The organism is Pseudomonas bubulae, assembly GCF_037023725.1.
GTDB classification, from domain to species: domain Bacteria; phylum Pseudomonadota; class Gammaproteobacteria; order Pseudomonadales; family Pseudomonadaceae; genus Aquipseudomonas; species Aquipseudomonas bubulae.
In genome coordinates, this window is the sequence record NZ_CP146077.1 from 4,164,573 (window position 1) to 4,179,956 (window position 15,384).

Genomic DNA, 15,384 nt, shown 5'->3' on the forward strand with positions numbered 1-15,384 from the left:
AGCGGCGATTGCCACCCAGACCAGCGCAGGCATGGAGCAGCAATACCGTCAGGTCGATCAGGCAGCCACTGCTTCCCATGAGATGAGCGCTACCGCACAGGATGTGGCACGCAGCGCAGCGCAAGCGGCCCAGGCCGCCCGTGATGCCGACCAGGCCACACGACAGGGCTTGACCATCATCGATCGCACCACCGCCAGTATCGATCATCTGGCCGCCGACATGAGCGTAGCCATGACCCAGGTTGAAGGGCTGGCTGCCGATAGCGAGAAAATCGGATCGGTACTGGAAGTTATTCGTGCAATTGCCGAACAGACCAACCTCCTCGCCTTGAACGCAGCGATCGAAGCGGCACGAGCAGGCGAAGCCGGACGCGGGTTTGCCGTGGTGGCCGACGAGGTACGCAACCTGGCACGCCGGACCCAGGAATCGGTTGAAGAAACCCGCCAGGTCATCGAACAACTGCAAGCCGGCACCCAGGAAGTGGTGAGCTCCATGAGCAACAGCCATCGCCAGGCCCAGGGCAGTGTCGAGCAGGTGGGCCAAGCCGTGACCGCCCTGCAACAGATCGGCGATGCCGTGACCGTGATTACCGACATGAACTTGCAGATTGCCAGTGCGGCAGAAGAACAAAGTGCCGTGGCGGAAGAGATCAACAACAACGTTGCTACCATTCGCGATGTTACCGAGTCATTGTCTGAGCAAGCCAATGAATCTGCACGGGTCAGCCAGTCGCTTAACTCACTGGCCAACCAGCAGCAAAAACTGATGGATCAGTTCCGCGTCTGACCCTTTGGCGATGACGGCTTTAAGCCGTCGTCGCCTTTTGCTTACGCGCCGGTAGCTTGATGCTCACCAGCAACCCGCCTATCTCAGCCGTTCCAAGCTGCAATTTGCCACCCCACGCTTCAACAATATCCCGCACGATGCCAAGCCCCAAGCCGTGACCACTGGCTTGCTCGTCAAGGCGCATACCACGACTGAACACCTGATCACGCTCAGTCTCGGGAATGCCCGGGCCATCGTCCTGTACTTCAATGACAAACCCGTCGCCAGTTTGGCTGATGCTCAGTTCGACTTGGGAGTCCGCCCATTTGCAGGCGTTATCCAGAAGATTGCCGAGCAATTCGAGCATGTCTTCCCGATCCCAGGGCAACAGCAACCCCGGCGCAACGTTGTGCGTCAGTTGCAGATGCTCGCCGTGGATCATCCCGAGGGTCGACAGCAGCCCCGGCAACTCTGCATCCGCATCGAATTGCGCACCCGGCAAGGCATCGCCCGCAAGACGCGCACGGTTAAGCTCACGGCTCATGCGCTGCTGTATCTGCTCCAACTGTTCACACAATGTATTTTGTATCTGCGGATAAGCCGCAAGCCGCGGATCGTTGGCCAGGCTGATCAACACCGCCAACGGAGTTTTGAGTGCATGCCCCAGGTTGCCCAGCGCATTGCGCGAGCGTTTAAGGGTGTCTTCGGTATGAGCCAGCAAATGGTTAATCTGCGTGACCAGTGGCTCAAGCTCAAGGGGCACCCGGGCATCCAGCTGAGAGCGCTGCCCCGACTGAAGCTGAGAAATTTGCTGGCGTGCTGTTTCCAACGGCCGCAGGGCACGGCGAACCGTGACGCGCTGCAGCAGCAAAATCACAATAAGGGCCAAGACCCCCATACCAAGACCGATCCGTTGAACTTGACGCAAGCTATCGCGTATCGGCGTGTAGTCCTGAGCCACCGTGATCGATACCGCCTGGCCAAGGCGCTGATAGTCGCTGCGCAAGACCAGTAACATCTGCCCTTCCGGGCCAGGCTGTAGTTCACGACTCAGGCCCGGTCGGTCGGGGCGCGGCAATTGAGCATCCCACAGCGAGCGTGAACGCCAGTGAGTCTCCCCGAATTCAATACTGAAATAGTGCCCGGAAAATGGCCGCTGATACGCCGGCGACAAACGCCGCTCATCCAGTTGCAAGCCCTGGGGGCCACGACTCAAGGCAATCAGCAAGTTCTCGCTGTCGTTTTGCAGGCCTGACTCCAGATAACGCTGAAGGCCATTTTCAAACAACCACAGACTGACCTGGCCTACTACCAGACCGGCAATCAAGAGCACACTGATCAAACCCAGGCTCAAGCGCCTTTGCATGGACTTCACTGACTGGCCGTACCGAACATATACCCCTGACCACGACGGGTTTCGATGACTGTACGCCCAAGCTTACGACGCAGATGGTTCACATGAACCTCAAGCACATTGGAATCACGCTCGGTCTCACCGTCATAGAGATGCTCGGCCAGATGGCTTTTCGAGAGGATCTGTTGCGGGTGCAACATGAAATAGCGCAAAAGCCGAAACTCGGCGGCAGTCAACTGCACCTCGGTGCCGTCATGGATAACACATTGACGGGCTTCATCCAGTTGCAGCCCGGCAGAACTCAATAAAGGCTGATTCGGTTGCCCGTGGGAGCGGCGCAACAACGCTTGTACCCGTAACTGCAGTTCTTCAGGATGAAAGGGCTTGGTCACGTAATCATCAGCACCGGCCTTTAGCCCGTCGATGCGCTCGGACCATGAACTCCGGGCAGTCAGAATAAGCACAGGTGTGGCCAGGCCTTTGGCACGCCACTGCTTGAGAACATCGATACCGGACATCCCGGGCAAGCCTAGATCAAGGATAATCAGGTCATAGGGTTCGCTCTGCCCCTGATAAAGAGCATCACGGCCATCAGCCAACCAATCAACGGCATAGCCCAAACGGGCCAAACCGGCCATCAGCTCATCAGCCAAGGGGACGTGATCTTCAACCAGCAGCAACCGCATTAATCATCTACCTCGTCTTTGAGCAATTGACCATTACTGGCGTTCAGCTTGATCTCGCGCACTACGCCACTGGTGGTAAGCAGCTCAACCTCGTAAACATAAATATCGTCATCCTCCTCCAGCTCTACCTCCAGCAACTTTGCGCCCGGGTGCCGCTCCAGAGCTTTTTGCAGCAGTTGCTCCAGGGGCTGAATAAGCCCTTGCTCACGCAAACGCAATGCCTCGTCTTGCCCCAGGTCACGTGCAATGGCCAAGGAGCAGAAAGCACAGAGCACAAGTACGACAAGTCCGCCAACTCGCAGGTTCACTGTCATCACTGACCTCCAGGGCCTCCCTTAGCGTCATTCTTACGATATTAAAAGGTCGAAGCATAACGCCACGAGCTTAATTGAAACTGAATCGGCCGCCCTGATACCGCATGGCTGGAGGTATGCACCTGCTGCGGGCGTTAACTGTTAAACTGCTGCCCTGTATTTATCGCTCAGGCGATAGTCACCTCTTCAGAGCTATAACTATTGTGGAAATTTTCAAAGAGTTTACCTTCGAATCTGCGCACCGCCTGCCTTACGTTCCTGAAGGCCATAAATGCGGGCGGTTGCACGGTCACTCCTTCAAGGTTGCTATCCATCTAAGCGGCGACATTGACCCGGCAACTGGCTGGATCCGTGATTTTTCTGAAATCAAAGCGATTTTCAAACCGCTTTATGAGCTGCTAGATCACAACTACCTCAACGACATCCCTGGCCTGGAAAACCCGACCAGCGAAGTTCTGGCCAAGTGGATCTGGCAACAGCTCAAACCCTTGCTGCCAGAGCTGTCGGCAATACGCATTCATGAAACCTGCACCAGTGGCTGTATTTACTACGGCGACTGAGTCACAGGCTCGAAAAAACCACCTTGCGAGGTGGTTTTTTTTGCTCTGAAAAACGCATGGGGCAGCGAAAAAGTGAGCACAGGTTGCGCCGAAACTTTTCTCGGCGCAAAAACAAACCCCCTGTCTGCGTGAGCAGACAGGGGGTTTGGAATTTAATCTTGACGATGACCTACTCTCACATGGGGAAACCCCACACTACCATCGGCGATGCATCGTTTCACTACTGAGTTCGGGATGGGATCAGGTGGTTCCAATGCTCTATGGTCGTCAAGAAATTCGGTAGCCAGGTCGTTTACCTTTCGGTTTACGCTCCAGCGAATGGGTATGTAATAGATGTGGTGTTTTGTGAACTGCAAACTTTCGGTTTGTATCGTCTTCACACACCGCAATTCGCATGCTCTTGTGTTCAAGGGCGCAAATTGCTTGGGTGTTATATGGTCAAGCCTCACGGGCAATTAGTATTGGTTAGCTCAACGCCTCACAGCGCTTACACACCCAACCTATCAACGTCGTAGTCTTCGACGGCCCTTTAGGGAACTCAAGGTTCCAGTGAGATCTCATCTTGAGGCAAGTTTCCCGCTTAGATGCTTTCAGCGGTTATCTTTCCCGAACATAGCTACCCGGCAATGCCACTGGCGTGACAACCGGAACACCAGAGGTTCGTCCACTCCGGTCCTCTCGTACTAGGAGCAGCCCCTCTCAAATCTCAAACGTCCACGGCAGATAGGGACCGAACTGTCTCACGACGTTCTAAACCCAGCTCGCGTACCACTTTAAATGGCGAACAGCCATACCCTTGGGACCGGCTTCAGCCCCAGGATGTGATGAGCCGACATCGAGGTGCCAAACACCGCCGTCGATATGAACTCTTGGGCGGTATCAGCCTGTTATCCCCGGAGTACCTTTTATCCGTTGAGCGATGGCCCTTCCATACAGAACCACCGGATCACTAAGACCTACTTTCGTACCTGCTCGACGTGTCTGTCTCGCAGTCAAGCGCGCTTTTGCCTTTATACTCTACGACCGATTTCCGACCGGTCTGAGCGCACCTTCGTACTCCTCCGTTACTCTTTAGGAGGAGACCGCCCCAGTCAAACTACCCACCATACACTGTCCTCGATCCGGATAACGGACCTGAGTTAGAACCTCAAAGTTGCCAGGGTGGTATTTCAAGGTTGGCTCCACGCAAACTGGCGTTCACGCTTCAAAGCCTCCCACCTATCCTACACAAGCAAATTCAAAGTCCAGTGCAAAGCTATAGTAAAGGTTCACGGGGTCTTTCCGTCTAGCCGCGGATACACTGCATCTTCACAGCGATTTCAATTTCACTGAGTCTCGGGTGGAGACAGCGCCGCCATCGTTACGCCATTCGTGCAGGTCGGAACTTACCCGACAAGGAATTTCGCTACCTTAGGACCGTTATAGTTACGGCCGCCGTTTACCGGGGCTTCGATCAAGAGCTTCGCGTTAGCTAACCCCATCAATTAACCTTCCGGCACCGGGCAGGCGTCACACCCTATACGTCCACTTTCGTGTTTGCAGAGTGCTGTGTTTTTAATAAACAGTCGCAGCGGCCTGGTATCTTCGACCGGCAGGGGCTTACGCAGTAAATGCTTCACCTCCACCGGCGCACCTTCTCCCGAAGTTACGGTGCCATTTTGCCTAGTTCCTTCACCCGAGTTCTCTCAAGCGCCTTGGTATTCTCTACCCAACCACCTGTGTCGGTTTGGGGTACGGTTCCTGGTTACCTGAAGCTTAGAAGCTTTTCTTGGAAGCATGGCATCAACCACTTCGTGTTCTAAAAGAACACTCGTCATCAGCTCTCGGCCTTAGAATCCCGGATTTACCTAAGATTCCAGCCTACCACCTTAAACTTGGACAACCAACGCCAAGCTGGCCTAGCCTTCTCCGTCCCTCCATCGCAATAACCAGAAGTACAGGAATATTAACCTGTTTTCCATCGACTACGCTTTTCAGCCTCGCCTTAGGGACCGACTAACCCTGCGTCGATTAACGTTGCGCAGGAAACCTTGGTCTTTCGGCGTGGGTGTTTTTCACACCCATTATCGTTACTCATGTCAGCATTCGCACTTCTGATACCTCCAGCAAGCTTCTCAACTCACCTTCACAGGCTTACAGAACGCTCCTCTACCGCATCATCCTAAGATGATACCCGTAGCTTCGGTGTATGGTTTGAGCCCCGTTAAATCTTCCGCGCAGGCCGACTCGACTAGTGAGCTATTACGCTTTCTTTAAAGGGTGGCTGCTTCTAAGCCAACCTCCTAGCTGTCTAAGCCTTCCCACATCGTTTCCCACTTAACCATAACTTTGGGACCTTAGCTGACGGTCTGGGTTGTTTCCCTTTTCACGACGGACGTTAGCACCCGCCGTGTGTCTCCCATGCTCGGCACTTGTAGGTATTCGGAGTTTGCATCGGTTTGGTAAGCCGGGATGGCCCCCTAGCCGAAACAGTGCTCTACCCCCTACAGTGATACATGAGGCGCTACCTAAATAGCTTTCGAGGAGAACCAGCTATCTCCGAGCTTGATTAGCCTTTCACTCCGATCCACAGGTCATCCGCTAACTTTTCAACGGTAGTCGGTTCGGTCCTCCAGTTAGTGTTACCCAACCTTCAACCTGCCCATGGATAGATCGCCCGGTTTCGGGTCTATTCCCAGCGACTAGACGCCCTATTAAGACTCGCTTTCGCTACGCCTCCCCTATTCGGTTAAGCTTGCCACTGAAAATAAGTCGCTGACCCATTATACAAAAGGTACGCAGTCACCCAACAAAGTGGGCTCCCACTGCTTGTACGCATACGGTTTCAGGATCTATTTCACTCCCCTCTCCGGGGTTCTTTTCGCCTTTCCCTCACGGTACTAGTTCACTATCGGTCAGTCAGTAGTATTTAGCCTTGGAGGATGGTCCCCCCATATTCAGACAAAGTTTCTCGTGCTCCGTCCTACTCGATTTCACTGCAAAGATGTTTTCGCGTACAGGGCTATCACCCACTATGGCCGCACTTTCCAGAGCGTTCCGCTAACATCAATACAGCTTAAGGGCTGGTCCCCGTTCGCTCGCCACTACTAAGGGAATCTCGGTTGATTTCTTTTCCTCAGGGTACTTAGATGTTTCAGTTCCCCTGGTTCGCTTCTTAAGCCTATGTATTCAGCTTAAGATACCTAACTTATGTTAGGTGGGTTCCCCCATTCAGACATCTCCGGATCAAAGTCTGTTTGCCGACTCCCCGAAGCTTTTCGCAGGCTACCACGTCTTTCATCGCCTCTGACTGCCAAGGCATCCACCGTATGCGCTTCTTCACTTGACCATATAACCCCAAGCAATCTGGTTATACTATGAAGACGACATTCGCCGAAAATTCGCTGCTCAATTAAGAGCAATCACAAATTTTACCTTAGCCTGAATAAACACCAGTGAAAGTGTTATCCAGTCTAACTTTCTATTACATACCCAAATTTTTAAAGAACGATCTAATCAAAAGATCAGAAATCAACATTCACCATCATTTGATGAAATGCTCATTTCTAAGCTTTACGACAGAAAAACCGCAGATCAACTCTGCAGTTATCGTCTTCTACAATGAATCAAGCAATTCGTGTGGGAACTTATGGAGCAGCTGATGTCGTCGATTAAGGAGGTGATCCAGCCGCAGGTTCCCCTACGGCTACCTTGTTACGACTTCACCCCAGTCATGAATCACACCGTGGTAACCGTCCTCCCGAAGGTTAGACTAGCTACTTCTGGTGCAACCCACTCCCATGGTGTGACGGGCGGTGTGTACAAGGCCCGGGAACGTATTCACCGTGACATTCTGATTCACGATTACTAGCGATTCCGACTTCACGCAGTCGAGTTGCAGACTGCGATCCGGACTACGATCGGTTTTATGGGATTAGCTCCACCTCGCGGCTTGGCAACCCTTTGTACCGACCATTGTAGCACGTGTGTAGCCCAGGCCGTAAGGGCCATGATGACTTGACGTCATCCCCACCTTCCTCCGGTTTGTCACCGGCAGTCTCCTTAGAGTGCCCACCATTACGTGCTGGTAACTAAGGACAAGGGTTGCGCTCGTTACGGGACTTAACCCAACATCTCACGACACGAGCTGACGACAGCCATGCAGCACCTGTCTCAATGTTCCCGAAGGCACCAATCTATCTCTAGAAAGTTCATTGGATGTCAAGGCCTGGTAAGGTTCTTCGCGTTGCTTCGAATTAAACCACATGCTCCACCGCTTGTGCGGGCCCCCGTCAATTCATTTGAGTTTTAACCTTGCGGCCGTACTCCCCAGGCGGTCAACTTAATGCGTTAGCTGCGCCACTAAGAGTTCAAGACTCCCAACGGCTAGTTGACATCGTTTACGGCGTGGACTACCAGGGTATCTAATCCTGTTTGCTCCCCACGCTTTCGCACCTCAGCGTCAGTATCAGTCCAGGTAGTCGCCTTCGCCACTGGTGTTCCTTCCTATATCTACGCATTTCACCGCTACACAGGAAATTCCACTACCCTCTACCATACTCTAGCTTGCCAGTTTTGGATGCAGTTCCCAGGTTGAGCCCGGGGATTTCACATTCAACTTAACAAACCACCTACGCGCGCTTTACGCCCAGTAATTCCGATTAACGCTTGCACCCTCTGTATTACCGCGGCTGCTGGCACAGAGTTAGCCGGTGCTTATTCTGTCGGTAACGTCAAGACAATCACGTATTAGGTAACTGCCCTTCCTCCCAACTTAAAGTGCTTTACAATCCGAAGACCTTCTTCACACACGCGGCATGGCTGGATCAGGCTTTCGCCCATTGTCCAATATTCCCCACTGCTGCCTCCCGTAGGAGTCTGGACCGTGTCTCAGTTCCAGTGTGACTGATCATCCTCTCAGACCAGTTACGGATCGTAGCCTTGGTGAGCCATTACCTCACCAACTAGCTAATCCGACCTAGGCTCATCTGATAGCGCAAGGCCCGAAGGTCCCCTGCTTTCTCCCGTAGGACGTATGCGGTATTAGCGTCCGTTTCCGAACGTTATCCCCCACTATCAGGCAGATTCCTAGGTATTACTCACCCGTCCGCCGCTCTCAAGAGAAGCAAGCTTCTCTCTACCGCTCGACTTGCATGTGTTAGGCCTGCCGCCAGCGTTCAATCTGAGCCATGATCAAACTCTTCAGTTCAAACATCTTTGGGTTTTTAAGAAACCCTAAACTTGGCTCAGCAATCGTTGGTTACATCTTTGATTTCTCGCGGAGTAACTTGTGATGCTGATAATCTTGTTGACTATCAGTCTGACTCCACAAGAACCCACACGAATTGCTTGATTCAATTGTTAAAGAGCGGTTGGTCAGCTTTCGCTGTACCGAGGCGCGCATTCTACAGCAGCCTCTGTATCTGTCAAGCGGTTATTTTAAGATGTTTTCAAAGTTTCCTCTGTAACATCAACCACTTGCGCTTTCGATCTCTCGTTAGCGGGAGGCGAATTCTACAGCGTTGCACGCTGCTGTCAACACCTCATTTCCTGCTTCGATGACTTGAAGCTGACACCGCCGAAAACCATCCAACTCATTGAAACTCAAGGAGTTTTCCGTTTCGACTGCGCCGGAAGTGGGGCGAATTATAGACAGTTACAATTTCGAGTCAAGCATTAATCGAAACTATTGATCTGTAAGCGCCTATAGCGTGAAAAACGCCAGAAGTTGCGCACTATATTGCACATTCTCAATCAGTTAAGCATCATGCCTGCCTTAAAGCCCCTCAAACCCAGGCACACTCCGTAATGACAAAGCTCCCCCGCAACCTGATGGCGACGCTTTTCCCTGTTGGCTTGCTGCTTATTGCCATGGCTTCGATCCAATCGGGTGCATCGCTGGCTAAAAGCATGTTCCCCATCATTGGCGCCCAAGGAACAACCAGTCTGCGCCTGGCATTCGCCAGCATTATCATGTTTCTGATACTGCGCCCCTGGAGAGCCAGGCTCAGCGCAAAATCCTTAAAAACCGTGATTGTTTACGGGATAGCGCTGGGGGGGATGAATTTCCTCTTCTATATGTCATTGCGCAGCGTTCCGCTGGGTATTGCTGTGGCCCTTGAGTTCACGGGACCTTTGGCCGTGGCTATTTACACCTCCCGCCGGCCGATCGACTTCATATGGATAGGTCTGGCAATCACCGGACTGCTGCTACTCATACCCTTTGGTGAAAGCACGCAAGGAATCGACCCTGTCGGCGCGGGTTACGCGTTGAGCGCCGGGGTCTGCTGGGCACTGTACATTCTTTATGGGCAACGGGCCGGAGCGGATAATGGCGTGCAGACCGCTGCTTTAGGCGTAATTATTGCAGCACTTTTTTTCGCACCTATAGGTGTGTACCACGCTGGCGCCGCATTATTGACTCCAGGCCTGATTCCCATAGCCATTGGCGTAGCCCTTATGTCCACAGCTCTGCCCTACACACTTGAGATGATTGCCCTGACACGCATGCCAACTCGAACATTTGGCACACTGATGAGCATAGAACCCGCCTTCGGAGCACTGTCGGGCCTGTTGTTTCTGAATGAGATCTTGTCATTTACGCAATGGATGGCCATTTCCTGCATCATCATGGCTTCGATCGGGGCGACTTTAACCATGCGCAACCATTCCACACCTGTTGCTACTGACAAAAAAGGCGCCAGTTGACACAGTTATTGTAATTGACTCTCATTTAAGGGATGTTTGTCACTCCAGATTCATCAGGCCGATTCAGGATACGGACATCTACAGGGGCCACGGACAGGCAGCCTCACACATGCGTATCCCGTAAACCCGATGCAAACGCTTAAGGACAGGAATGAAACGTATTTTGGTAGCTTTAGCCGTACTTGCTTTAACCGGCTGCGCTGCAACCTCCGAAACCTCCGTCAAGCATGGCAAGCGAGGCCTGCATATCAATTGTTCGGGATTGTCCTCCTCGTGGAACAAATGCTATGCCGAAGCCGACAAGTCTTGCGGAACCAAGGGATACCGGGTGATTGCCAAATCGGGTGATGCGGCCGAAGAGCCAGGGGACTACCCGTTCGGCCTTAACCCCGCGGGTTATACCAGTCGCAGCATGATTGTCATCTGCAGGTAGTAACACCTGTTGCCATGCTGTCGACCCGACCGGCAGCATGGCATCAAGATCAGCGCTTGATCGCGACGGGTGCCGTACGAACCTGCAACCACTCCAGAGCGGCGCCTGCAAGCAGCGGACTCAAACGCTCGAGAACCTGGGCGTGGTAGCCATCAAGCCACTCGACCTCCTCACGCGTCAGCAATGATGGTTCCAGACAGCGAGTGTCAATCGGACATAGCGTCAGGGTTTCAAACTTCAGAAACACTCCAAACTCCGAATCACCCGCTTCCCGGTTCAACACCAGGTTTTCGATGCGCACCCCCCAACGACCCGGACGGTATGTCCCCGGCTCGATCGAGGTAATCATCCCCGGCTGCATTGCCGTGTGCGGCGCCGGTGCAGCCTGATAGGCGATAACCTGTGGCCCTTCGTGCACGTTCAGGAAGTAACCGACGCCATGCCCAGTGCCGTGCCCATAATCGACGTTTTCAGCCCAGATCGGTGCCCTGGCAATCGAGTCCAGCAAAGGCGAGAGGATGCCCTTTGGAAAGCGAGCACGAGACAAAGCGATCACGCCTTTTAGTACACGGGTGCAGTCACGTTTTTGCTCATCGGTCGGCGTACCGACGGGAACCATGCGCGTGATATCGGTCGTGCCCCCCAGGTACTGCCCGCCCGAGTCAATCAACAGCAAGCCGTCACCTTCAATGACTGCATGTTCTTGTTCGGTGGCATGGTAATGGGGCATTGCGCCATTGGCATTAAACGCAGCAATGGTGTTGAAACTCAGTGATACAAACCCGGGACGACGGGCACGGGCCGCGGTCAGCTGTTCATCAATCGTCAGTTCGGTAATGCGCTCACGCCCAAAAGCCGTTTCCAGCCAGGCAAAAAACTCACACAGTGCAGCACCATCCTGCTCCATGGCCTGGCGAATATGAACGGCGTCATCAAGACTCTTTTGCGACTTGGACAGGGTCGTAGGGTTCAAACCCTCAACCAGCTTCACTTCAGGCTTCAGGTGGCCGATCAGCCCACAGGTCACGCGGACAGGGTCTACCAGCAACCGGGTAGTGGCCGGCAAGGACGCCAGCGCCGCATTGATCCCGGTGTAGTCGCACAGCTCTATGCCTTCGCGGGCCAGGGTGCCACGCAGTTCGGCACTGACCTTGTGCAGATCGACAAACAAGGTAGCCCGGGCCTCCTCGATTAATGCAAACGACACGAATACAGGGTTGAAAGAGACATCCGAGCCACGCAAGTTGAACAACCAGGCAATGTCATCCAGGGTTGCAATGAAATGCGCGTCTGCTTTGCGCTGCTTGAGTGTTTCGCGCAACTGCTGGAGCTTGTCGACCCGACTGACCGTCGCTTGTGGTGGCAAGTGCTCATACACCGGCTGCACCGGCAGTGTTGGCCGATCCTGCCAGACAAGGCCAAGCAAATCGATATCCGTGCGCAAGGTTGCACCGCGATCCTTGAGCCGGCTTTCAAGGGTTCGTGCTGAAGCCAGGGCAAGAACGGCGCCATCAACGCTAACCGTTGCACCTTCTGGCGTTTGTTCAGCCAGCCACTCCAGAGGACCCGGCTGCCCGGGCAACAGTTTGACCAGTTCAATGGTGCTGCCACTGAGCTCTTTGCCCGCTTGCTCCCAGTAACGGCTGTCAGCCCACACGCCGGCGAAGGTCGGCGTGACAATCAATGTGCCCACTGAACCGTAAAAGCCTGACAGCCACTGACGGCCCTGCCAGTAGGCAGGCAAGTACTCCGAAAGATGGGGATCGGCCGAAGGCACGAGAAGCGCATGGATCCCGTGCTCGCTCATCACTGCCCGGGTGCGTTTCAAACGCTCCACAACAGACCCCGAATTCAACACCTGAGTACTCATTTATTCTCCTGCCAGTCACTGGTAATTATTATTCGTCGCTGATGATGGATCAGCCATCAAGGTTGGGCAACCGCCCAAAAAGGTGCGGGCGCTGCTACGCAAGCCTTGATTGCCTTTGCAGCTACATCGATGTCCTGCTCGCGGGTGAAGCGGCCAAGGCTCAGGCGGATGGTACGCCCGGCCTGGCGTGCATCATGCCCCAGCGCCAGCAGCACATGGGAAGGGGCATTGCTGGCCGAGTTGCATGCCGACGTTGCCGAGTACGCCAGCTCGCTACTCAAGGCAGCGCTGTTAAAGTGTCCTTCGCTGAAGGTCAGGCTCAAGGTATGAGGAATACGTTGGGTCGGACAACCATTGCATAGCAGGCCCGGCACATCGGCCAGTTGTGCAAGCAAACGCTGACGCAATTCACGAATATGCTCCAGCTCTTCGGCAAACGACTGGTTGGCCAATGCAAAAGCTGCGCCCATACCGGCAATTTGATGCGTCGCCAGCGTTCCAGAACGCAAACCGGACTCATGCCCACCACCGTGAATCTGCGCCTGCAAGCGATCCTGTGCCCGCGAGCCCACATACAACGCGCCGATACCTTTGGGGCCATAAATCTTGTGCCCCGAAAACGACATCAGATCGACGGCCCACTCATTCAGGTCGATGGCTACTTTGCCTGCACCTTGCGCAGCATCTACGTGAAACAACGCACCATGCTCGCGCACGCGACGGCCAATCTCCGGGATGTCATTCACCGTCCCCAGTTCATTGTTGACCAGCATCAGCGACACCAGCAGCGTATCTGCCCGCAGGGCGGCGCTGACCTGATCGGCGCTGACAAGCCCGTTGGCATCAGGTGCCAGGTAGGTCACGTCAAAGCCTGCATCCTGTAAAAAACGTGCGGTATCCAGCACCGCTTTGTGCTCGATCTGGCTGGTGATGATATGCCCGCGCAACTGGCCACCGGCCTGTGCCACACCTTTCAGGGCCAGGTTGTTGGACTCGGTAGCGCCCGAGGTCCAGATGATCTGCTCCGGCCTGGCATTGATCAGTTGCGCGACCTGCTCTCGGGCCAGTTCTACCGAATGCCGGGCTTGCTGACCAAAGACGTGGGAGCCGGAAGCTGGATTGCCAAAGTTGCCTTCAAAGCCCAGGCATTCGACCATCACCTGGATGACACGAGCGTCCACGGGAGTGGTGGCCGCGTAATCGAAATAAAGAGGTCGCTTGTTCATTGTTCAAATCCACTGAGCGCTTTCCTGAATCAGGGCGTCCCTGATTGAGGATTAATGAGACCACTTGAAAATGCGGCCGTTAGAAATAACTGATTGAGCCGGGTGAAAACAGGTAAATAAGAGAAAACCCTCCCAGGCTCAATCCTAAATTAAGGAGGCCTGGAAAGCAGTGTCTTATAAAGCGCTAAAAACAGGTCGCGATGCAAGTCCGATATGCAATATCGATATATAAATATGGAATTAGGTTAGTTTACGGAATAACAAAATAACTTTATAAAGCTGCCTCCGGCTTTCCTTTTGTGGGCAGAGCCCCTGTTAAAAGGAGCTGTCAATGCAGCTTTTAACATTACCTGCCACCCCGGCACTGGCCACGTCCGTACGCGCCACGGCCCAAGTATTTGAAGACCCAGCGTCCAAAGCGCTGTTGACGCACTTGCAACAAATTGCCCCCAGTGATGCCAGTGTGCTGATCATTGGAGAAACCGGCACCGGCAAGGAACTCGTTGCACGCCATATCCATCAGCTCAGCCACCGGCACCAGCAGCCATTCGTGGCGGTCAACTGCGGGGCGTTTGCCGAGTCACTGGTTGAGGCTGAGTTGTTCGGCCATGAAAAAGGTGCTTTCACGGGCGCCCTGAGTGCAAAATCCGGCTGGTTTGAAGAGGCCGATGGCGGCACGTTGTTTCTGGATGAAATCGGCGACTTGCCGCTGGCCATCCAGGTCAAGCTGTTGCGCGTCCTGCAAGAACAAGAGGTTGTGCGGCTGGGTTCGCGCAAAAGCACCCCGATCAACGTTCGGGTGCTGGCTGCCACCAACGTCAACCTGGAGCAGGCCATCGATGCCGGACATTTCCGCGAGGATCTCTATTACCGCCTGAATGTTGTCAGCCTTGCGTTGCTGCCCTTGCGCGAGCGACCTGGAGATATTCTGCCGCTGGCCCGCCACTTCCTGAAAACCTATCGCCAACGCCTGCCCCACGGGCCAACGGCCCTGAGCGAGTGCGCCGAGCAAGTCCTGGTGCATCACCCCTGGCAGGGCAATATTCGCGAGCTGGAAAACGTCGTGCACCACAGCCTGCTGCTGTGCCGCAACCAGACCATCACGGTGCAGGACCTGCGCCTGTCCCAGTCACGCAGCAGGCGCCAGGACTTGCCGACGCAACAACCGGTTCAACACACTACCCGGGATCTGTTGCAGCGCGCATTTCGCAAGCTTTTCGAAGAAGAACCGGGAGCCCTGCATGAAACCGTCGAAGACGCCCTGCTGCGCAGCGCTTATGAATTTTGCCATCACAACCAGGTGCACACGGCCAAATTGCTGGGCTTGAGTCGCAACGTCACCCGCACCCGGCTGATCAAGCTCGGTGCACTATCAGTCAACGTCCGGCGGATGGATGCCGACGCTCTCGTCTATTAAAAGATCGCCCGCTGACGCAATTGCCTGACCGTAGCGCCAAACGATCCCCATGATCGTTCATGGCGCCGTCG

General features: G+C 54.2%; 9 protein-coding genes, 3 rRNA genes and 1 pseudogene. 5 read left to right on the forward strand and 8 right to left on the reverse strand.

Going from position 1 to position 15,384, the window contains the following annotated elements:
• Positions 1-274 precede the first annotated feature (274 nt).
• Positions 275-787, forward strand: a pseudogene (locus tag V6L81_RS24260) (methyl-accepting chemotaxis protein); the annotation flags it as partial.
• Between the two features lie 19 nt (positions 788-806).
• Here the strand turns inward: V6L81_RS24260 and V6L81_RS19175 are convergent.
• Genes V6L81_RS19175 through V6L81_RS19185 form a run of 3 tightly spaced genes read right to left on the reverse strand, consistent with a single transcriptional unit; the run spans position 807 to position 3,120 of the window.
• Positions 807-2,141 (reverse strand): sensor histidine kinase, encoded by a 1,335-nt coding sequence (locus V6L81_RS19175; RefSeq protein WP_095021292.1) that lies wholly within the window; start codon positions 2,139-2,141, stop codon positions 807-809.
• Positions 2,138-2,806, reverse strand: a complete 669-nt coding sequence (locus tag V6L81_RS19180; RefSeq protein ID WP_095002705.1) for a response regulator transcription factor — start codon at positions 2,804-2,806, stop codon at positions 2,138-2,140. Before V6L81_RS19180 ends, V6L81_RS19175 begins: the two co-directional genes overlap by 4 nt.
• Positions 2,806-3,120 carry a PepSY domain-containing protein gene (locus V6L81_RS19185; protein WP_095002706.1) on the reverse strand — a complete coding sequence of 105 codons (315 nt, stop codon included), beginning with the start codon at positions 3,118-3,120 and terminating at the stop codon, positions 2,806-2,808. Before V6L81_RS19185 ends, V6L81_RS19180 begins: the two co-directional genes overlap by 1 nt.
• A 203-nt stretch (positions 3,121-3,323) precedes the next feature.
• Here V6L81_RS19185 and queD point away from each other — a divergent pair, with 203 nt between their 5' ends.
• Complete coding sequence (gene queD / locus V6L81_RS19190) at positions 3,324-3,680, forward strand: 6-carboxytetrahydropterin synthase QueD (protein WP_019410510.1); 357 nt, start codon at positions 3,324-3,326, stop codon at positions 3,678-3,680.
• Positions 3,681-3,836: 156 nt separating this feature from the next.
• On the opposite strand, the gene rrf is transcribed toward queD, so the two are convergent.
• The 3 genes from rrf to V6L81_RS19205 form a co-directional block, all read right to left on the reverse strand.
• Positions 3,837-3,952: ribosomal RNA gene (rrf, locus tag V6L81_RS19195) — 5S ribosomal RNA — on the reverse strand.
• A gap of 162 nt (positions 3,953-4,114) precedes the next feature.
• Positions 4,115-7,008, reverse strand: a 23S ribosomal RNA gene (locus V6L81_RS19200).
• 323 nt (positions 7,009-7,331) lie between these two features.
• Positions 7,332-8,868: ribosomal RNA gene (locus tag V6L81_RS19205) — 16S ribosomal RNA — on the reverse strand.
• Together the 16S, 23S and 5S rRNA genes form the textbook arrangement of a ribosomal RNA operon.
• Positions 8,869-9,467: 599 nt before the next feature.
• Here V6L81_RS19205 and rhtA point away from each other — a divergent pair.
• Entirely contained in the window at positions 9,468-10,367 is a 900-nt protein-coding gene (rhtA, locus tag V6L81_RS19210; protein ID WP_095019288.1) for a threonine/homoserine exporter RhtA, read from the forward strand.
• Between the two features lie 151 nt (positions 10,368-10,518).
• Positions 10,519-10,800, forward strand: coding sequence for a hypothetical protein (locus V6L81_RS19215; RefSeq protein WP_095001639.1), 282 nt, complete (start codon positions 10,519-10,521; stop codon positions 10,798-10,800).
• Positions 10,801-10,849: 49 nt separating this feature from the next.
• Here the strand turns inward: V6L81_RS19215 and V6L81_RS19220 are convergent, their stop codons facing one another.
• Positions 10,850-12,670, reverse strand: a complete 1,821-nt coding sequence (locus V6L81_RS19220) for an aminopeptidase P family protein (RefSeq protein WP_338660267.1) — start codon at positions 12,668-12,670, stop codon at positions 10,850-10,852.
• A 56-nt stretch (positions 12,671-12,726) separates the two neighbouring features.
• Entirely contained in the window at positions 12,727-13,896 is a 1,170-nt protein-coding gene (locus V6L81_RS19225) for a cysteine desulfurase family protein (protein ID WP_153400016.1), read from the reverse strand.
• 331 nt (positions 13,897-14,227) lie between these two features.
• Here V6L81_RS19225 and V6L81_RS19230 point away from each other — a divergent pair, with 331 nt between their 5' ends.
• Entirely contained in the window at positions 14,228-15,313 is a 1,086-nt protein-coding gene (locus V6L81_RS19230) for a sigma-54 dependent transcriptional regulator (protein WP_338660268.1), read from the forward strand.
• Positions 15,314-15,384 lie beyond the last annotated feature (71 nt).